This is a genomic window from Variovorax sp. GW821-FHT06D12, assembly GCF_059419205.1.
This window is the reverse complement of record NZ_JBWKRI010000001.1, coordinates 441,079-460,725: the sequence shown is the minus strand read 5'-3', so window position 1 is coordinate 460,725 and position 19,647 is coordinate 441,079. Positions and strand designations below refer to the sequence as shown.

The following is a 19,647-nucleotide window of genomic DNA, read 5'->3' as shown; positions in this document are numbered from 1 at the left end:
GATGAGAAATAAATCATCTATTCGGGTGGAGTAGATCTCCTGCGAACAGATCGCTGGGTCGGCAAGGCTGCCCTGCAAATCGACAGTGACGAGCGGCAGCGCCAATGGCCGCGCGACCTTCACGATGAGCTACCAATAGGCAAGCACCGTGCGAGCAATTTTCAGACGGGTCCGATTGGATTTTTGAGGCTGAAAACATAGGATTGAAAAATTACCTTTGTCGCCTCTTTGGCATCTGTGCAAGGGCGCTGGATTGAATATTTTTTAGGGGTCGTCGATGACGAATATCTTGTGGATCAAGAAATTGTGGGAATTCCTGCGTGGCAAGCGAATGCAGGCAACCGGCTGCACGCGGCGAAGCGCGTTGTTCGGCGCTTTGGTGCTGGCAAAAAAGCCATCGGCCACGGCCCGGAACGACAATTTCTTTTGAGCAGGCGGTCGCATTTGGCCTTGATCAAGATCGCAGGCGGATGGGGCCTCGACCCTTCATGGGGAGCGCGCTCATGCGGATGATCGGACACCGCCTGTCCATGGAGCGCACCAGGCTCGGTCTGAGCGCCGCCGCCTTCGCGGTGCTCGGCGGCGTCGATGCGTCCGTGCAGGAGGCTTTCGAAAAAGGCGCGCGCCACCCCGACGCGGCCTACCTGGCCACCATGGCCGTCATCGGCATCGACGTGCTGTACGTCGTGACCGGCATGCCCACCTGCACCGAAGACCTGTCGGTGAGCCGCGAGGAGGTGTCGCTGCTGCGCGCCTACCGGACCTCGGACGACGCCGGCAAGAAAGCCGCGCACGCGGCGCTCCAGGCCATCGCGCAGGCCTTCCCGGGCGACATGCTCTCGGCCTCGGGCGCGCGCGCTTCGCAGCCCGCTGCCGCGGCGCCACCACCCACCGAAACCGCCTGAGCCTTTCACCTGCGCGACGCGGCCCGCCCGCGCAGGACCGGCGGGTAAGATGCCCCGGCGCTGCGCCCGGACCCTCGTCCGCCGGCCACGCCGGCAAGCGAAAGGGAAAAAACAATGGCAATGGACCGCTTCGAAATCCGCGTCGTTCTGGCCGACGACCATCCCGGCATGCTGGCCGGGGTCCGGCACGAGTTGACGTCGGTCGAGACCCTCACGCTGGTGGGCGAGGTGGCCAATTCGACCGGGCTCATGGCGCTGCTCGAGAGCACGCCCTGCGACGTGCTGGTGTCCGACTACGCGATGCCGGCCGGCGAGTTCGGCGACGGCGTGCCGTTGTTCAAGCTGGTGAAGCGGCGCTTTCCCGACACGCAGATCGTGGTGATGACCATGCTCGACAATCCGGCGGTGCTGCACTCGCTGGTGTCCAGCGGCATCCGCTGCATCGTGAGCAAATCGGATGCGGTGGCGCACCTGATTCCCGCCATCCACGCTGCCCGCACCGGGGGCACGTACTACTCGCCGACCATGGACGCGGTGGTGCGCACCATCGACTGGGAGGTGCGCAGCCGCAACGCCGCGGGCGTGCTGAGCCAGCGCGAGTCGGAGGTGGTGCGGTTGTATGCGTCGGGGCTCACGATCAACGAGATCGCCGAGCAGCTGCATCGCAGCAAGAAGACCATCAGCACGCAAAAGACCAAGGCGATGGAAAAGCTGGGCATTGAGCGCGATGTCGACCTGCTGCGTTATGCGCTCGAGAACGGCCTGACGGCCACGGTGACGGGCGCGCCGCAAGGCTGACCCGCGCGTGGCCTCAGGGCCAGGGCAGCGCCGGCAGGCCCGGCGGTGGCGGCGGCGGGGCCGCCGAGGTGCTCATGAGCCCCGTCTCCATGCCGTAGCGCACGAGGTCCATGTCGCGCAAGATGCCGAGCTTGGCCATGGCCGAGCCCTTCTGCGTGCTGATGGTCTTCTTGCTGCGGTGCAGCCGCTCGGCAATTTCCGTCACCGTGAGGCCCGACACGAACATGCGCACCACCTCGAGCTCGCGCTTGGAGAGCATGGCGTGCGGCTGGGTGTCGGTGCGGTGCGGCGCGGTGCGCGCGGCGATCTCCGCCATGCTGGGCGACAGGTAGCGTCCGCTCGCGTAGGCCGCATGCACGGCCGGCAGCAGGTGGCTCACCGAGTCGGCCTTGTTCAGGATGCAGGGCACGCCGATGTCCAGCAGCGAATGGATGATGCCGGGGTTGTCCAGCATGGTCATCACCACGATCTTCAGCCGCGGGTAGCGCTGGCGCACCAGCGCGAACAGCGCGATGCCGTCGCCATGCAGGCCGCCGGGCATGGCGTAGTCGGACACCAGGATCTGGCAGTCGTGCTGCTTGAGCATCTCCATCATCTCGGTGGAGTCGCGCGCGGCGCCCACGACGGTGACCGCCTGGCTTTCGCGCAGCGTGCTCTCGATGCCGATGCGAACGGCGGGATGGTCGTCCGCGATCAGGACGCGGAGATTGAATGGCTTCATGGCGGACCTGTGGAACACAGAGGGGTCGGACCTGCGCGCGCCGCGTGCAGGAAGGGCTGCTGTCGAACGCCCGGCCCCCGGCGTCGGGGACGTCTGAAAAAGGGGCCGGTGGCGGGTGCCTCGGGCGGTGCCAGCAGGGGATGACTGGACTTTAGGAGGGCATCGGTCCTGCGTTAAGCGGCCTGATCCGATAGCGGGCCGCCAATGCATAGGACCCGTCCTAATTTGTAAGACGCGGGGTGCCTGGGGCTAGGACCGGGGGCGCCGGCGGATCGGATCGGGTCCGAAAACGGGTTCGGACCCGGGCGGCTTCAGGCCGCGGCCGCGCCCTCGGGCGCCCGGCGTGCGAGCGCGGCGCGCGCCGCCGGCTCGAAGCGTTCGAAGGCCTGCGCCAGCGCGGGCAGGTCGGCGTCGCGCAGCTGCGTTTCCATGGCGACGCAGTCGGCGGCGAGCCCGGCTTCGTGGATCAGTGCGAAGGCGCCGCGCAGCGAATGCAGCCCGGCGCCGAGCGCGGCGCTGTCGCCGGCGTCCAGCGCCGCGCGGATGGCCTCCGCGGTGTCGGCCAGGGACTGCACGAGCGGCTGGTGCACCGACGCGGGCAGGGTGCCCTGCGCGATGTCCTGCCGCCGGGCGCCGGCCGATGGCGCGGCGTCGGGGTCGCGCAGGGTCAGCTGGCGCACCGTGCGTTCGAGCGTGTCGAGCAGGATGGGCTTGATCAGCGCGGTGTCGATGCCCGCTGATTCGCAGCGCTCGCGTTCGCGCACCGCGACGTCGGCCGTGAGCGCCACGATGGGCACGCGCGAGCCCTGTGCGCGCAGCGCGCGTGCCAGCGTGTAGCCGTCCATGCCCGGCATGTTGATGTCGGTGATGATGAGGTCGTGCCGCCGCCGGGCGAACAGGTCGAGCGCCTGCAGGCCGCCCGAGGCCTGGTCGGAGGTGTAGCCCAGCGCCTCGAGCTGCATCTTCACCAGCTCGCGGTTGGCCGGATGGTCGTCCACCACGAGGATGTGCGCCGCCGGCGCGGCCGTGTCGGCGCCGGCCGCCGGCGGTGCGGGCGCGCGCGGGGGCAGGGCGGGAGCGGCAGGCAAGGGCAGCGTGACCAGGAAGGTGCTCCCCTTGCCCGGCGAACTCACCACCTGGATGTCGCCGCCCATGAGCCCGGCCAGCCGGCGGCACAGCGCCAGCCCCAGGCCGGTGCCGCCGAAGCGGCGGGCGATGCTGCTGTCGGCCTGCGTGAAGGGCTCGAACAGCGCCTTCTGCTGCGCCGCCGTCATGCCGATGCCGGTGTCGCTCACGCCGATCACCACCGGCGAGGCGGGGTCGGCGTCGTCCTTCAGGTAGACCTCGAGCAGCACGTCGCCGGTGTCGGTGAACTTGATGGCGTTGCTCAGCAGGTTCATGAGCAGCTGGCGCAGGCGCGTCGGGTCGCCGAGGTGGTGCGGGGCGAGGGCGTCGTCGATCACGCAATCGAGCGCCAGGCGCTTGGCCTGCGCCAGCGGCGTGAAGACCGCGATCACCTGCCGCGCCGTGTCCGCGAGGTCGAAGCGGATCGACTCCAGCCGCATCTGGTCCGACTCGATCTTCGAGAAGTCGAGGATGTCGTTGATGATGCCCAGCAGCGCGGTCGACGACGACGTCACGGCGCCGAGCCGCTCGTTCTGCGCGGCCGACAGCGGCGAGCGCTGCAGCAGCTCGAGGTTGCCCATGATCGCGTTCAGCGGCGTGCGGATCTCGTGGCTCATCATGGCCAGGAAGGCCGACTTCGCATGGTTGGCCTGGTGCGCGGCCTCGCGCGCGCTTTCCAACGCACGCTCGGCGTTCTTGCGCGTCGTGATGTCGGAGAAGTTGCACAGCAGCACGTCGCTGCCCTGGTACTTGGTGCGCACCACGCTCACGAGCAGCTCGGTGACTTCGCCACTGGCCAGCGTCACGGGCAGCTCCAGGTCGGGTAGCCATTCGGGAGCGCCGGGCGCGTCGTCGTACAGGCGCAGCAGGCGCTGCGGCAGGGGCGGGTCTTCGGGGCGCGCGTTGTCGGTGCAGGCCTGCATCACCTGGTTCTGCAGCAGCACCTCGCCCGAGGGATAGCGCAGCAGCGCCAGGCCCGAGGGCGTGGTCGCGACCATGGTGCGGTTGAGGTTCTCGCTTTCCACGATGCGCTGGGAGCGCGCATAGCCGGGCCGGAACACCTTGCGGTCGAGCAGGAGCAGCGCGGCCCAGACGAAGGCGATGAGCAGCAGCATGGCGCCCGCATAGAGCGCGAACCTCTGGCCCAGCTCGGACGCGATGGTGCGCCACGAGAAGGCGTAGAGATAGGTCCAGTTGGCGTCGGCGATCGGGGCGCGCAGCGTGAAGAGACCGTCGCGGTACTGCAGCGTGGCGCCGTTCGCGGCCAGCGACGGCTGCGAGAGCTGCAGCGCGCGCGCCTGCAGGCCCTCGGTGCCGCTGGGGCCGTGCGTCTCGGCGATCACCCGGCCCGACGGGTCCACGAACATCGAGGCCTCGTCGTGGCGCTCGTTCGACAGGTGCGCGGTGATGATGTCCAGCGGGTAGTCGTTCACCAGCACGACGAAGGGCTTGCCGTCGTGGAAGCCGGGCTGCGCCAGCCGCAGCACCGTCTCGCCGGTGAAGGGGCTCACGGCCGGCGGCAGCCACACGGCCGTGCCACTGGCGCGCAGGCGGGCGACGACGGCCGGGTCGCTCAGGTCGCCGAGCTCGGGCGGCGCGATGCGCTGGAGCAGGTCTTCGGTGGTGCGCGCGCCGTGGCGTTCGAACAGGTCGGCCGCCGCGGGGGCCGGCACCACGGCCAGGAAGCGCAGGTCGGGCGCATAGAAGTAGCTGGAGTGCAGCGTCAGCGTCTTCGTGTAGGCCGCCGAGCGGTAGCCGACCTCTTCGGCCAGCCCGAGGTACTGCGCGAAGCTGTCGGCCGGGCGCTGCGCCGAGAGGTCGCCCAGCAGCAGCATCGGCGGGAAGTCCTTGTTGCTGGGCAGCACCAGCCGGCCGTCGTGCGCGGCGAAGGCGTCGACCAGCGACTGCGGCGCGCGTGCGCGCCGCTCCCAGGCGCCTTCCTCGTGAAAGATGTTGATCCGCGCCGAGCCCTGGCGCACGAAGAGTTCGAGGTGGAGCAGGGCCTTGCGCGCATTGAACTCGGCTTGTCGCTCCGCGACGTAGTCGCGTACCTGCGACGAGAGCATCACGCCGGTGGCGGCCAGCAGCACGAGCGAGGTGACGGCGCCGCCCACGTATAGCAGCGCGCGCTGGTAGCGGTTCAGCAGGCTGATCACACCGCGTGGGGTGGCGCGCGAAGCGCCGAAGCCGAAGAAACGCGGGAGATCGCTGGGCATCATGGCAGCCGTGTGACCGGCGCGGGCAGGAAGAAGATGCCCGCGATGGTAGGGCACCGCCGTGCGTGCGGGCGCACCGCGGGGACGGGCGCGATGCACGCCTGCGGGGCGCATCGGGTGATCGCTGCATCAAGAAATGTCGACATTGGTGCAAACACCGTGGTTGACAGATCGTTTGTCGCAGACCATCGGCGGCCAGATCGCGTGCCGGACGGGCAGGCCGGATGGCACGCAATTTGCACAAGGCACGCCATGACAGCCAGCTCGCCGCGCACCTCCGCCAAGGCCCCCAAGGTCACCCGCATCGACCGCGACAACGACAGCACCGTGCAGTCGCTCACGCGCGCCATGCAGCTGCTCGAACTCCTGGCTGAAGACGACGAAGGCTTCCGGCTGGTCGACATCGCCGCGCACACGGGCCTGTCGTCGTCCACCGCGCACCGGCTGCTCACCACGCTCGAGCAGCGGCGCTTCGTGCAGTTCGATCGCGAGACCAACCTCTGGTACGTGGGCGTGCGCTGCTTCTCGGTGGGCGCGGCCTTCGGGCGCCGCCGTCGCATCGCGCACCTGGCGCTGCCGGTGATGCGCCGGCTGCGCGACAGCACGGGCGAGAGCATCAACCTGGGCATTGCCGACCTGGGCGACATCGTGTTCGTCACGCAGGTCGAGAGCCGCGAACTCATGCGCGCCATCGGCAAGCCGGGCTTCCGTGCGCCGCTGCATGGCACCGCGATGGGGCAGGCGATCCTGGCGGCGATGTCGGAAGACGACGTGCTGCAGTACCTGCGCACCTACGGCCTGCCCAAGCTCACCAACAACACGATCGCGCGCGCCTCACGGCTGCATGACACGCTGGGCGAAGTGCGCCGTGCGGGCCATGCGATTGACGACGAGCAGAACGCCGTCGGCCTGCGCTGCATTGCCGCGGCCATCCGCGACGAGCACGGCCAGCCCTTCGGGGCGATCTCGCTGGTCGGCCCGACGCAGCGCATCAAGAGCACCGACTTCCCGCACCTGGGCGCCACCGTGCGCGCCGCCGCCGACGAGATCACCGCCGCCTACGGCGGCCGCGCCCGCTGAGGCGCGTGCATTCCACTGGCGCAGCGCGCCAAGTGCTTGATTCCTAAGCCGTTTTTCCGACCGTCCCGCGCAGCGGGATAGTCCGCTGCGCGCGTGCGGCGCGCGCTCCAATGGCTTGCCCTTCAACCGCACCTCCTTGCACAAAACCATGAAAACATTGCTTCCACAGCACGGCATCAGCCGAACGCTGACGCGGGTTTGCGACTGGACCGTGATCGCCTGCGGCTGGTGGCTGATCGCGCTGTCCGTCATGACCTGCGTCGAAATGCTCGGCCGCAAGGTGTTCTCGTTCAGCCTGCAGGGCATCGACGAGATCGGCTCGTACACCTACGGCATCGTCGGCGCCTTCGGCTTCGCCTACACGCTGATCACGCGCAGCCACACGCGGGTCGACTTCCTGCTGTCGCGCTTCTCGGTCGGCACGCGCGCGCTGCTCAACATGCTCGCGATGGTGAGCCTCGCGGCGCTGGCGGTGCTGTGCCTCTGGCGCGGCTACAACGTCGTGGTCGAGAGCATCGAGCTGCAAAGCACGGCCGCCACGCCGCTCGCCACGCCGATGTGGATTCCGCAATCGATCTGGCTCGGCGGCTACCTGATGTTCGCGCTGGTCGCGGCCTGGGCGGCCTTCGATGCGCTGCGCCTGTTCGTGCGGCGCCGCACGGGCGAGCTCAACGAGCGCTTCGGTCCGCAGACGCTCGAGGAAGAGATCGAGGCCGAGACCGAGGTCCAGATCAAGGCCCCGGCGCAGGCGTCGACCGCGCATGCCGCCGCCGCCAATGTCACCAACGCCACCGGAGTCGCCTCGTGATCGGGCCGCTCGAAATCCTGGCCGGCCTGGCCATCATGCTGGGCCTGATGTTCCTGGGCTTCCATGTCGCGACCACGATGCTGGTCGTCGGCCTGCTCGGGTCGCTGATCCACTTCGGCATGCCCGCCATCAACGCTGTCGGCGAGCAGCTCTGGGCCGCCGGCGAAGACTACCTGCTGCTGTCGATCCCGCTGTACATCCTGCTGGGCGAGATCCTGATGCGCGGCGGTGCCACCGACAAGATGTACCAGTCGCTGGGCCAGTGGCTCAACCGCATGCCGGGCGGGCTGCTGCACACCAACATCGGCGCCTCGGCGCTGTTCTCGGCGGTGTCGGGCTCGTCGGTGGCCACCGCGGCCACCATCTCGACCGTCGCGCTGCCCGCCTTCAAGAACCGCAACTACGACCAGCGCATGGTGCTGGGCACCATCGCCGCCGGCGCCAGCCTGGGCAACCTGATTCCGCCCGGCGTGGCTTTCATCATCTACGGCTCGATGACCAACACCTCGGCGGCGCGGCTGTACATGGCCGGCATCCTGCCCGGCGCGATCATGACGGTGCTGTTCCTGCTCACGATCCTGGCGATCTGCGTGTGGCGGCCGTCGGTGGCGGGCGTTCGCGAAGGCCGCACCGCACTCGCGGAGAAGCTGCGCCACTCGGTGCACCTGCTGGGCCCGCTGGCCGTGTTCGCGGTGGTGATGGGCGGCATCTACACGGGCTGGGCCACCGTCACCGAAAGCGCGGCGCTGGGCGTGATCGTCTGCCTGCCCATCGCGGCGGGCTACCGCAAGCTGAACGTTTCGATGCTGCACGAGTGCTTCCGCTCGACCATGCGGCTCACCGCGATGACGGCGCTCATCCTCGTGGCGGCGCTGTACCTGAACTTCGTGCTCTCGATGCTGGGCGTGCCGCAGGCGCTGGCCAGCCTCATCAAGTCGGCCGACGTGTCGCCCATCATGCTGCTGTGGATGCTGGCAGCGCTGTACCTGGTGCTGGGCATCGCGCTGGAGACGATGCCGATGCTGGTCGGCACGCTGCCGGTGGTGTTCCCCATCGTGCAGGCCGCGGGCATCGATCCCGTGTTCTTCGGCGTCTTCATGGTGCTGATGTGCGAGATCTCGCTGATCAGCCCGCCGATCGGCATGACGCTGTACGTGATCCAGGGCGTGCGCGGCGAAGGCTCGATCAACGACGTGTTCCAGGGCACCTTGCCCTTCTTCGTCGCCATGGTCGTGATGACCGCGATCCTGATCCACAACCCCTGGATCGCGACCTACCTGCCGAACCTGCTGTTCGGCAAGTGACGGCACTTTTTTCTCCCGCTCTCGAATCACCTTTCAACCTTTCAAGGAGTCAGGCATGCAACTGAAATTCGTTCTCCCGCTGATCGCGGCCACCCTGGCGCTGGCACTGCCGGCGCAGGCGGACAACGCCCGCCTGCGCGTGGCCGGCAACCTGGTGGCCACCGGGCTGATCCAGCAGACCAAGGAGCAGCCCTTCTTCGAGAACTTCGCGAAGAACACGGGCCTGCCCATCGACGCCGACTACAAGCCGATGGACGTGCTGGGCGTGAAAGACGCCGACGGCCTGCGCGTGCTGAAGTCGGGCCTGTTCGACATCGTCACCCTGCGCCTGGCGCAGGTGTCGCGCGACGAGCCCTTCTTCCTGGGCCCCGACATCGTGGGCCTGTCGACCGACTACGAGGTGGCGCGCAAGGTGGTCGATGCCTACCGTGACGCCTTCGACAAGCGGCTGCAGGAGCGCCACGGCGGCAAGCTGCTGGGCATCTATCCCTTCGGCCCGCAGGTGGTGTTCTGCAAGGTGGCGATCGGCGGCCTGGCGGACCTGAAGGGCAAGAAGGTGCGCGTGTACGACCAGTCGCTCGCCAAGTTCATCGAGAAGCTCGGCGGCATCCCGGTGACCATTCCCTTCGGCGAGACGCAGCAGGCGCTGGAGCGCGGCGTGACCGACTGCGCCATCACCGGCCCGAGCTCGGCCAACTCGGCGGGCTGGCCCGAGGTCACCACGCACTTCATGCCGATCGGCTTCCAGATTGCGCTCAACGCGTACGCGATCAACCTGCAGAAGTGGAACGCGCTGAGCGCCGAGCAGAAGGTGAAGCTCACCGAGGCCTTCCGCAAGTTCGAGACCGAGGTGTGGGGCTACTCGAAGGAACTGTTCGACGACGCGTCGCGCTGCAATGTCGGCAAGGAGCCGTGCAAGACCGTCAAGAAGTTCGCGATGAAGGACGTGCCGGTGAAGTCGGGCGACCAGCAGATGATCCGCGACGCGCTGACCACGGTGTCGCTGCCGATCTGGAGCGAACTCTGCGACAAGTCCTACGACAAGTGCTCGGCCACCTGGAAGCAGGTCGTCGGCCCGGTGGTCGGTCTCAAGTAGCCCGGTATGCCATCGCTCTGGCAACTCACCGCGACCGAGCTCGCCGCAGGCTTTCGCGATGCGGCGTTCACCCCGACCGACGCGCTGCATGCCTGCCTGCAGCGCAGCGCCGAGGTCAACCCGCGGCTGAACGCGCTCATCACGCTCGACAGCGAAGGCGCCGCGCACGCGGCCGAGCAGAGCACCGCGCGCTGGCGCAGCGGCCGGGCGCTGGGCGCGCTCGACGGCGTGCCGGTCACCATCAAGGACAACCTGCAGGTGCGCGGCCTGCCGACGCACTGGGGCAGCCGCGCGCTGGCCGGCGTCGTGGCCGAGCGCGACGAGCTGCCGGTGGCCAGGCTGCGCGAAGCCGGCGCCGTGATCTTCGGCAAGACCAACGTGCCCGAGTTCACGATGCAGGGCTACACCGACAACCCGGTGTTCGGCCCCACCGGCAACCCGTGGGACCCGGCGCTCACGCCCGGCGGCTCGTCGGGCGGCGCGGTGGCGCTGGTGGCCGCGGGCGGCTGTCCCATTGCACTGGGCACCGACGGCGGCGGTTCCATCCGCCGGCCGGCCTCGCACACCAACCTCGTCGGCTTCAAGCCTTCGCGCGCCCGCGTGCCGCGCGGCGACGGGCTGCCGCCGATCTTCCTGGGCTTCGAGGTCGCGGGCCCGATCGCGCGCAGCGTGGCCGACGTGGCGGCGGTGATGCAGGTGATCGGCGATCGGCCGGTGGAGGAGGGCGCGGGCCCGCGACGCGCGCGCATTCTCTTCATTCCGCGCTTCGGCGATCACCCGGTCGATCCGCAGATCGCGGCGCTCACTGAAGCCGCCGCGCGCCACATGGCCGAACTCGGCCACGAGGTGACGACGGCGCAGGACTTCGGCATCGCCGAGGTGGTCAACCAGCGCTGGCCGCTGCTGGCGCAGGTCGGGCTGGCCTGGCTGGTGGCGCATCCGCAGGAGCTGTCGAGCCGGCCCTTCGACGCATCGCTGTTCGGCCCCGCGATGCAGGCGAACGCCGAGAACGGCCGCAAGGCCAGCGCGAGCGAGCTGTTCGAGCTGCTGTACGAAGCCGAGCGGCTGCGCAACACGCTGGCGCAGCTGTTCGACCGCTACGACTTCCTGCTCACGCCCGCCGCTGCTGCGCTGCCCTGGCCCGCCGGCGAGACGCATCCCACGCGCATCGACGGGCGCGAGGTCGGCCCGCGCGGCCACGCGGTGTTCGCCGGCTTCGCGAACGCCGTGGGCCTGCCCGCCATCGCGCTGCCGTGCGGCTTTGCGGGGCCGCTGCCGGTCGGCGTGCAACTCGTGGCACGCGAAGGCGCGGACGACGCCTTGCTCGCGCTCGCGCGCTCGTTCGAACAGGCCCATCCGTGGCGGCGCTTCCCCGCGTTGTGACGCTGGCCGAGGCCGTGGCGGCGCAGCTCGCGCCGGCCGAGGCCGCGCAGGCGCTGTGTCGCGCGCGGCGCGACGGGCGGCGCGTGATGTCGTCGCTGCTGCCGTCGCACGACCGGCACGCCGCCTATGCGATCCAGGACGCGACGCTGGCGGCGCTCGGCGCGGTCGGCGGCTGGAAGGTCGGCGCGAGCGCGCCGGGCCGCGAGCCCGTGTGCGCGCCGCTGCCGGCCGAGGGGCTGGTGCCCGGCGGCGCGTCGCTGGTCGGCGGTGCATGGCATCTGCGCGGCGTCGAGGCCGAGCTCGCGTTCCGCCTCGGCGCCGACCTGCCGCCGCGTGCGTTGCCCTACATGCGCGATGAGGTGGCCGATGCCATCGCGGAAGTGCTGCCCGTGATCGAGGTGGCCGAAACCCGCCTGATCGACTGGCTCGACGCCAGCCCTTCGGCATTGCTGGCCGACCTGCTGTGTCACGGCGGCCTGGTGCTCGGCGAACCCGCGCCTTTCGAGCGTGCGTGGCTCGACCTGGCGCGCACCGAGGTCGTGATGCATTTCGACGCGCAGGTCGTCGCCCACACGGTCGGGGAGCACACGCACCCCGACGTCGGTGCGCTGCTCGTGTGGCTGGCCAACGAAGGTGCGGCCCGGGGCCAGGGCCTGCGGGCCGGCCAGGTCGTGACGACCGGTTCGTGCACCGGCATGTTGTTCGCCTCGCAGGGCACGGCCGTGCGGGCGGAAGTGAAGGGGCTCGCGCCGTTGCACGCGCGCTTCTGATTTCTTTCCTGGGATCACTGGAGGAACCCGATATGTCCCATTCAACGATCGACGTGGTGGCGCAGGCGCTGGTGCATGCGCGCGGCGCGCACGTCGCGAGCCCGGCCGCAGAGGTGGCCGGAGGGCTCGCGCAGGCCGACGAGGCCTACGCCGTGCAGCAGCAGGTGGCGCAGGCGCTGGGCTGGTTCGGTGCGGCGCCGCCCGGGTACTGGAAGGCCGGCGGCCCGTCGTGCGATGCCGTCCTGACGCATGCGCCGCTGCCGCCGCGCGGCGTGTGGACCAGCCCGGCCACGGCCGGCGACTGGCCGTTCCACCTGCGGGGCATCGAGGCCGAGATCGCGCTGCGCATCGGGCGCGACGTCGATGCGGCGTTGGCGGCGACGCTGGCTGTCGACAGCGCACGCGCCCTGGTCGACGCCATGACGGTCTCGATCGAGATCGTCGATTCCCGCTGGCAGGAGGCCCTCGACGCGCCCGCGCTGTGCAAGCTGGCCGACCTGCAATCGCACGGCGCGTTGGTGCTCGGCGAGTGGGTGCCGTTCGTCGCCCGCGACTGGGCCGCGCAGGCCTGCGAGGTGCGCATCGGCGCGCGGGCGAGCGTGGTGCGCCGCGGCACGCATTCGCTCGGCGACCCGGCCTGGCTGCTGCCCGCGTGGCTGCGCCATGCCACGCGCCACGGCCAGACCGTCGCGGCCGGCACCGTCGTCACGACCGGCACCTGGGTCGGCATTCTCGAAGCGGGCGAGGGCGACCTCGTCACCGCCGAATTCCCGGGCATCGGCCACGCGTCGGTGCAGCTCTAGCAATTTCCACAACCCATCCAGAACGGAGACAACCCCCATGATCGCGCTCGACAACCACCCCAGCGGCCGCCACTTCCTGCAGATTCCGGGCCCCAGCCCCGTGCCCGACCGCATCCTGCGGGCCATCAGTCTGCCGACCATCGACCACCGCGGGCCCGAGTTCGCCACGTTGGGCAAGAAGGTCATCGGCGGGCTGCAGCAGGTGTTCCAGACCCGGCACCCGGTCGTCGTCTATCCCGCGTCGGGCACCGGCGCCTGGGAAGCGGCGCTGGTCAACGTGATGAGCCCGGGCGACCACGTGCTGATGTTCGAGACCGGCCACTTCGCGACGCTGTGGCAGAAGATGGCGCGCCGGCTCGGCCTGGAGCCCGAGTTCCTCGCGCTCGAAGGCAGCGACGAGACCGGCCTGCCGCGCAGCTGGCGCCACGGTGTGCAGGCCGACCTGATCGAGCAGCGCCTGCGCCAGGACACCACGCACCACATCAAGGCCGTGTGCGTGGTGCACAACGAGACCTCGACCGGCGTCACCTCCGACATCGCGTCGGTGCGCCGCGCGATCGATGCAGCGGGCCATCCGGCGCTGCTGATGGTCGACACCATCTCGGGCCTGGCGAGCGCCGACTACCGGCACGACGAGTGGGGCGTGGATGTCACGGTCAGCGGCTCGCAGAAGGGCCTCATGCTGCCGCCGGGCATCAGCTTCAACGCGGTGTCGCCCAAGGCGCTCGAGGTGGCGAAGACGGCGCGCCTGCCCAAGGCCTTCTGGGCCTGGGACGAGATCATCGAGATGAACCAGGGCGGCTACTGGCCCTACACGCCGAGCACGAACCTGCTGTACGGCCTGAGCGAGGCGCTGGACATGGTGCTCGAGCAGGGCCTGCCCGTGATCTTCGCGCGCCACCAGCGCTGGGGCCGGGGCGTGCGCGCCGCCGTGCAGGCCTGGGGCCTGCCGACGCAGTGCGCCGACGAGCGCGTGCATTCGCCCGTGCTGACCGGCGTCATCACGCCGCAGGGCGTCGATGCCGATGCGCTGCGCCGCCTCATCCATCAGCGCTTCGACCTCTCGCTGGGCGCGGGCCTGGGCAAGCTGCGGGGCCGCATGTTCCGCATCGGCCACCTGGGCGACTGCAACGACCTCACGCTGATGGCCGCATTGACGGGCATCGAGATGGGTTTCAAGCTGGCGGGCGTGCCGATGGCCGGCAGCGGGGTGCAGGCAGCCATGGCGTACTTTGCGCAAACACCGGCCGCCGACGCCGCGTGATCCCCCGGGAAGGGGCTGCGGACTAGGTGTTTGCCATTATCGTCAACAAGATTGTCAACATTGATGTTGACGTTGATTTCGACAAAGCCTAAATTCCGCTCCACAGCCTCGGTGGTGCACTGGACCGGACCAGCCCGACCCGCGACTGCAAAGTTCGCCAGCGTGCCGGGTCGTTTCCTTGCAAGCTGGCATCCGTGCCACTGCAAGGAGACAAACCGATGCAAAACACCATGACGGACGGCGCCAAGGCGACCGCCGCAGCGCCCGACGCCGCCCTCCAGCCCACCAAGGTGCGCTGGAAGATCTTCCTGATGATGTTGTTCCTGATCTCGATCAACTACATCGACCGGGCCTCGCTCTCGGTGGCCATGCCGCTGATCGCCAAGGAATTCGACATCGGCCCGGCCGTGCAGGGCCTGCTGCTCAGCTCCTTCTTCTGGACCTATGCGCTGATGCAGATTCCGGGCGGCATGCTGGCCGACCGCTTCGGCCCGCGCGTCGTCATTGCTGGCGCCACCGTGGGCTGGGGCTTCTTCCAGGCCATCGCCGCGGCCTGCACCGGCTGGGTGCCCCTGCTGCTGACGCGCCTGGGCCTGGGCGCGGCCGAGGCGCCGATCTACCCGGCGGGCGGCAAGCTCAACGGCATCTGGATGACGCAGACCGAACGCGGACGCGGCGCCACCTTGCTCGACGGCGGTGCGCCCCTGGGCGCGGCGCTGGGCGCGATCCTGATCTCGGCGCTGATCGCCGTGCTCGGCTCGTGGCGCCTGGCCTTCGTGATCGCCGGTGTCGGCACCGTCATCGCCGGCTACTTCGCCTGGCGCTACATCCGCAACCATCCGCGCCAGCATCCCGACGTGAACGAAGCCGAGGCGCGCTACATCGAGGCCAGCCATGCCGCCGATGCCGCCAAGGAATCGGCCAATGCGAGCGGGCGCGTGCTCGACTTCTTCCGCTACCGCTCGGTGTGGGGCATGTTCTTCGGCTGGATGTGCTTCAACGCGTTGTTCTACGGCCTGCTCACCTGGATGCCCAACTACCTGTCGAAAGTGCACGGCTTCGACATCAAGCAGATGGGCGGCGCGGTGTTCATCATGTTCTTCTCGGGCTTCGTCGGCGAAATGTTCGGCGGCTGGCTGGCCGACAAATGGATGGCGGCCGGCGCGTCGCAGAGCAAGGTGCTGCGCACGCTGTTCGGCATCTCGTCGATCATCGCGACCATCGCCATCTTCATGGTGACGCGGATCACGGACCCGGTCGCCGTGGTGGTGCTGCTGTCGGTCACGCTGTTCTTCCTGCGCTGGTGCGGCCTGTTCTGGTGCGTGCCGTCGATCCTCGGCACGCGTGCCCGGGTCGGCTTCCTGGGCGGCACGATGAACCTGGGCGGCAACGTGGCGGGCATCGGCGTGCCGATCGTGGTCGGCCTGATCGTGCAGGCCACGGGCTCGTACTTCATGGCGCTCATGCTGTTCACGGCCGCCGGCGCGGGCCTGTTCGTCTGCTCGACGATGCTGATCGACTACAGCAAGAAGCTGCCGGTCTGAGGCCAACCACCCCGACGTCCATCCCATGACCTCTCGCAAACTCATCGGCGTGCTCACGCCTTCCTCGAACACCGCGCTCGAACCGCTGACCAGCGCGATGGTCGCGGCCGTGCCCGGCGTCTCGGCGCATTTCTCGCGCTTCACCGTCACCGAGATCTCGATGCGCGATGCGTCGCTGAACCAGTTCGACGACAGCAAGATCCTCGAGGCCGCGCGGCTGCTGGCCGACGCGCGCGTCGACACCATCTGCTGGAGCGGCACCTCGGCCAGCTGGCTCGGCTTCGAGAAAGACCAGGCGCTGTGCGCGCGCATCACCGAGGCGACCGGCATCCCGGCGACCACCTCGGTGCTGGCGCTCAACGAACTGCTGGCCGCGCAGGGCGCGCGCACGCTGGGGCTGGTGTCGCCGTACGTCGAGGACGTGCAGCGGCGCATCGTCGCCAACTACGCGGGCATCGGCATCGATTGCGTGGCCGAGCGCCACCTGGACCTCACGGTGAACTTCTCGTTCAGCGAGGTCGAGCCCGACGCGCTGCGCCGCATGTTGCGCGAAGTGGCGCAGCAGCGCCCCGACGCCATCACCATCATGTGCACCAACCTGAGCGGTGCGCAGCTCGTCGAGGAGATGGAGCGTGAGCTCGGCATCCCGATCTACGACTCGGTGGCCACCGTGGTCTGGCGCGCGCTGAAGACCGTCGGCGTCGCGCCGGGCGCCGTGAAGGGCTGGGGCCGGCTGTTCGACGCGAACGCCTGAGCGTTCGCAAGCACCCCCGACACAGACAGAAAAGCAAAGAAAGACCATGACCTTCCGCGACCTCGATCTCGTGGTGCGCAACGCCCGCGTTGCCACCGCCAGCGACACCTTCGATTCGGACATCGGCATCGCCGGCGGCCGCATCGTGCAGCTCGGCCTCGGCCTGCCGCCCGGCCGGCAGGAGATCGACGCCGCCGGCCGCTACGTGACGCCGGGCGGCGTCGACGCCCACTGCCACCTCGACCAGCCGATGGAGCCGCCCGTGCGCATGGCCGACGACTTCGGCTCGGGCACCCGCGCCGCGGCCTGCGGCGGCACGACCACCGTGATTCCGTTCGCGGCGCAGCAGAAGGGCCAGTCGCTGCGCGCCGCCGTGCAGGACTACCACCAGCGCGCCGAGGGCCGCGCCCACGTCGACCACGCCTTCCACCTGATCGTGAGCGATCCGACCGAAGAAGTGCTCAAGCACGAGCTGCCGCAGCTCATCGCCGAGGGCTACACCTCGTTCAAGATCTACATGACCTACGACGACCTGAAGCTGGACGACGGCCAGATCCTCGACGTGCTGTCGGTGGCGAGAGAGCAGGGCGCGATGGCCATGATCCACGCCGAGAACGCCGACTGCATCGAGTGGCTGACCAAGCGGCTCGAAGCCAGCGGGCGCACCGCGCCGCGCTTTCATGCGCATTCGCGGCCGATGCTGGTCGAGCGCGAGGCGACGCACCGCGCCATCGCGCTGTCGGAGCTGGTCGACGTGCCGATCATGATCGTGCACGTGTCGGGGCGCGAAGCCGTCGAGCAGATCCGCTGGGCGCGCGCGCACGGCCTGAGCGTGTTCGCCGAAACCTGCCCGCAGTACCTGTTCCTGACCGCCGAAGACCTGGGCATCGACGACAGTTACCAGGGCGCGCGCTGTGTCTGCAGCCCGCCGCCGCGCAACCGCGAGAACCAGCAGGTGATCTGGAACGGGCTGTCCGACGGGCTGTTCACGATCTTCTCGTCGGACCATGCGCCGTTCCGCTACGACGCGCCCGAGGGCAAGAAGCCCGGCGGCGAAGAAGTGGCGTTCCGCCACATCCCGAACGGCATTCCGGGCATCGAGACGCGGCTGCCGCTGTTGTTTTCGCACGGCGTGCTCGACGGGCGCATCACCATCAACAAGTTCGTCGAGCTGACGTCCACCAACCCCGCCAAGGCCTACGGACTGCACCCGCGCAAGGGCACGATCGCCGTGGGCGCCGACGCCGACCTCGTGGTCTGGGGCACCACGCCGCGCGCCATCCGCAACGCCGACCTGCACCACGACGTCGACTACACGCCCTACGAGGGCATCGAGGTGAAAGCCTGGCCGGCGCTGACGCTGGCGCGCGGCGAGGTCGTGTGGGACGGCGAACGCTTCCATCCGCGCGCCGGACGCGGAGAATTCCTGCGCCGGGGCGAGCCCACCTTGCTGCCGAGCCGCCGACCCGCCTGAACCTGGAGCCACCGCCATGAACCTGCTGCTCATCAACCCCAACACCTCGCAAAGCGTCTCCGACCTGATCGCGGCCGAGGCCCGGCGCGCGGCCGCGAGCGACACGCACATCGAGGTGCTCACGGCGCCTTTCGGCGTGGCCTACATCGAGACCCGCTTCGAATCGCTGATCGGCGCCTACGCCGCCGCCACGCTCGCGGCCGAGCACCACACGCGGCACGACGCCATCGTGGTCGCGGCCTTCGGCGACCCCGGCATCGACGGCCTGCGCGAGGCGCTCGACATTCCCGTGGTCGGCCTCACCGAAGCCGCCCTCATGAGCGCGTGCCTGCTGGGCAAGCGCTTCTCGATCGTCGCGATCTCGCGCCGCATCACGGCGTGGTACCGAGAGTGCGTGCAGGCCAATGGCCTCATCGACCGGCTGGCGAGCATCCGCAGCCTGGACGGTCCTCTCAAGGACATCGGCCACGTGCAGGACGACCACGGCCAGCGCCTGGAGGCCCTGTGCATGTCGGCCATCGAGGACGACGGCGCGGACGTGATCATCATTGCCGGCGCGCCGCTGGCGGGCCTGGCGCGCTCCATCAAGGACCGCATTCCGGTGCCCGTGGTCGACGGCGTGTCGAGCGCCGTGTGCCATGCGCAGACGCTCGTGTCGCTGGCACCCGCGCCGGCGCGCCTGGGCAGTTTTGCACCGCCGCCGATCAAGCCGAACCACGGGCTGCCCGAGGCCCTGGCGCGGCTGCTGGCACGCGACGGCGCCCGCGCGCCAGGCTGAGGCGGTGGGCCCCGTGACGCTCTGCAGCCTCGAGGGGGCGTCGATAGAATCGGCGCCGATGCCCACCAAAGCCCCAGCCCGCAAGACCAGCGCGAACGGCGCGACTGGCGCCACCGGCACGACCGGTGCCACCCCTGTCCGCGAACACAGCGTCGACGAGATCGCCGAGAAGATCTCGGCCGCCATCCTGGAACACCGTCTCGCGCCGGGCACGAAGCTGGGCGAAGACCGGCTGGCCACGATCTTCGCGACCAGCCGCGCCAAGGTGCGCGAGGTGCTGGCCCGGCTGGCGCACGAACAGATCGTCGAGCTGGTGCCGCAGCGCGGCGCCTTCGTCGCCAAGCCCACCATCGAGCAGGCCCAGGACGTGTTCGAGGCGCGCCGCCTCATCGAGCCCGGCGTGCTGCGCCGCCTCATCCGTACGCTCGACGACGCCAAGCGGGAGCGCCTGCAACGCCACATCGAGCTCGAGGCCGACGCACGGCGCCGCGACGACAAGCGTGCCATCGTGCGGCTGTCGGGTGAGTTCCATGTGCTGCTGGCCGAGCTGGCCGGCAATTCGGCGCTGGCGCGCTCGATGCGCGAGCTGTCGGTGCTGACCTGCCTCATCATCTCGCTGTACGACGCGCCCACGGCCACCAGCTGCCGCGCCGACGAGCACGAGGAAATCGTCGCCGCCGTGAACCGCGGCGACGCTGCGCGGGCCGAGAAGCTGATGCTGCATCACCTCGACCACATCGAGCAGAGCCTGAAGCTGGACGACAGCGCGGAAGAGGTCGATCTCGAAAGCGTGTTCAGCTGAACCGGAGGAGGTCGGGCAACGG

18 protein-coding genes are annotated in these 19,647 nt (G+C 69.4%); 16 read left to right on the top strand and 2 right to left on the bottom strand.

Annotated elements, in window-relative coordinates:
- Window positions 1-277: 277 nt before the first annotated feature.
- From AC07SQ_RS02140 to AC07SQ_RS02130, 3 genes are all read left to right on the top strand, one after another.
- On the top strand, window positions 278-430 hold the full coding sequence (locus AC07SQ_RS02140; RefSeq protein ID WP_157627265.1) for a hypothetical protein: 153 nt from the start codon (window positions 278-280) through the stop codon (window positions 428-430).
- Window positions 431-530: 100 nt separating this feature from the next.
- Complete coding sequence (locus AC07SQ_RS02135) at window positions 531-905, top strand: helix-turn-helix domain-containing protein (protein WP_495276188.1); 375 nt, start codon at window positions 531-533, stop codon at window positions 903-905.
- A gap of 120 nt (window positions 906-1,025) precedes the next feature.
- The gene (locus AC07SQ_RS02130) at window positions 1,026-1,703 is read left to right on the top strand and encodes a LuxR C-terminal-related transcriptional regulator (RefSeq protein WP_495270889.1); all 678 of its coding nucleotides are present in this window, start codon (window positions 1,026-1,028) and stop codon (window positions 1,701-1,703) included.
- 13 nt (window positions 1,704-1,716) lie between these two features.
- Here AC07SQ_RS02130 and AC07SQ_RS02125 read toward each other — a convergent pair whose 3' ends face one another.
- Together AC07SQ_RS02125 and AC07SQ_RS02120 are read right to left on the bottom strand one after the other, a co-directional pair.
- A complete protein-coding gene (locus tag AC07SQ_RS02125) occupies window positions 1,717-2,424 on the bottom strand; it encodes a response regulator (RefSeq protein WP_062470253.1) in 708 nt (235 codons plus the stop codon).
- A 311-nt stretch (window positions 2,425-2,735) separates the two neighbouring features.
- Complete coding sequence (locus tag AC07SQ_RS02120) at window positions 2,736-5,765, bottom strand: ATP-binding protein (RefSeq protein WP_495270888.1); 3,030 nt, start codon at window positions 5,763-5,765, stop codon at window positions 2,736-2,738.
- Between the two features lie 252 nt (window positions 5,766-6,017).
- On the opposite strand from AC07SQ_RS02120, the gene AC07SQ_RS02115 reads away from it, so the two are divergent.
- The 13 genes from AC07SQ_RS02115 to AC07SQ_RS02055 all read left to right on the top strand — a co-directional run bounded on the left by AC07SQ_RS02115 (window position 6,018) and on the right by AC07SQ_RS02055 (window position 19,625).
- Window positions 6,018-6,845, top strand: coding sequence for an IclR family transcriptional regulator (locus AC07SQ_RS02115; protein ID WP_495270887.1), 828 nt, complete (start codon window positions 6,018-6,020; stop codon window positions 6,843-6,845).
- A 148-nt stretch (window positions 6,846-6,993) separates the two neighbouring features.
- Window positions 6,994-7,653, top strand: coding sequence for a TRAP transporter small permease subunit (locus AC07SQ_RS02110; protein WP_495270886.1), 660 nt, complete (start codon window positions 6,994-6,996; stop codon window positions 7,651-7,653).
- Window positions 7,650-8,957 (top strand): TRAP transporter large permease, encoded by a 1,308-nt coding sequence (locus AC07SQ_RS02105; RefSeq protein ID WP_095745403.1) that lies wholly within the window; start codon window positions 7,650-7,652, stop codon window positions 8,955-8,957. Before AC07SQ_RS02110 ends, AC07SQ_RS02105 begins: the two co-directional genes overlap by 4 nt.
- A gap of 55 nt (window positions 8,958-9,012) precedes the next feature.
- Complete coding sequence (locus AC07SQ_RS02100; RefSeq protein WP_495270885.1) at window positions 9,013-10,053, top strand: TRAP transporter substrate-binding protein; 1,041 nt, start codon at window positions 9,013-9,015, stop codon at window positions 10,051-10,053.
- Window positions 10,054-10,059: 6 nt separating this feature from the next.
- Entirely contained in the window at window positions 10,060-11,436 is a 1,377-nt protein-coding gene (locus tag AC07SQ_RS02095; RefSeq protein ID WP_495270884.1) for an amidase, read from the top strand.
- Window positions 11,412-12,206: a 2-keto-4-pentenoate hydratase gene (locus AC07SQ_RS02090; RefSeq protein ID WP_495270883.1), complete on the top strand. Its 795-nt coding sequence runs from the start codon at window positions 11,412-11,414 to the stop codon at window positions 12,204-12,206. Before AC07SQ_RS02095 ends, AC07SQ_RS02090 begins: the two co-directional genes overlap by 25 nt.
- Before the next feature lie 32 nt (window positions 12,207-12,238).
- Complete coding sequence (locus AC07SQ_RS02085) at window positions 12,239-13,009, top strand: fumarylacetoacetate hydrolase family protein (RefSeq protein WP_495270882.1); 771 nt, start codon at window positions 12,239-12,241, stop codon at window positions 13,007-13,009.
- A gap of 37 nt (window positions 13,010-13,046) precedes the next feature.
- A complete protein-coding gene (locus tag AC07SQ_RS02080) occupies window positions 13,047-14,273 on the top strand; it encodes a pyridoxal-phosphate-dependent aminotransferase family protein (RefSeq protein ID WP_495270881.1) in 1,227 nt (408 codons plus the stop codon).
- Window positions 14,274-14,491: 218 nt separating this feature from the next.
- On the top strand, window positions 14,492-15,817 hold the full coding sequence (locus AC07SQ_RS02075) for an MFS transporter (RefSeq protein ID WP_062482552.1): 1,326 nt from the start codon (window positions 14,492-14,494) through the stop codon (window positions 15,815-15,817).
- 25 nt (window positions 15,818-15,842) lie between these two features.
- A complete protein-coding gene (locus AC07SQ_RS02070; RefSeq protein ID WP_495270880.1) occupies window positions 15,843-16,571 on the top strand; it encodes a maleate cis-trans isomerase family protein in 729 nt (242 codons plus the stop codon).
- Window positions 16,572-16,617: 46 nt separating this feature from the next.
- Window positions 16,618-18,045: a dihydropyrimidinase gene (hydA, locus tag AC07SQ_RS02065; RefSeq protein WP_307588420.1), complete on the top strand. Its 1,428-nt coding sequence runs from the start codon at window positions 16,618-16,620 to the stop codon at window positions 18,043-18,045.
- A 16-nt stretch (window positions 18,046-18,061) separates the two neighbouring features.
- On the top strand, window positions 18,062-18,823 hold the full coding sequence (locus AC07SQ_RS02060; protein ID WP_159271731.1) for an aspartate/glutamate racemase family protein: 762 nt from the start codon (window positions 18,062-18,064) through the stop codon (window positions 18,821-18,823).
- A gap of 58 nt (window positions 18,824-18,881) precedes the next feature.
- Window positions 18,882-19,625 (top strand): GntR family transcriptional regulator, encoded by a 744-nt coding sequence (locus tag AC07SQ_RS02055; RefSeq protein ID WP_447744332.1) that lies wholly within the window; start codon window positions 18,882-18,884, stop codon window positions 19,623-19,625.
- Window positions 19,626-19,647 lie beyond the last annotated feature (22 nt).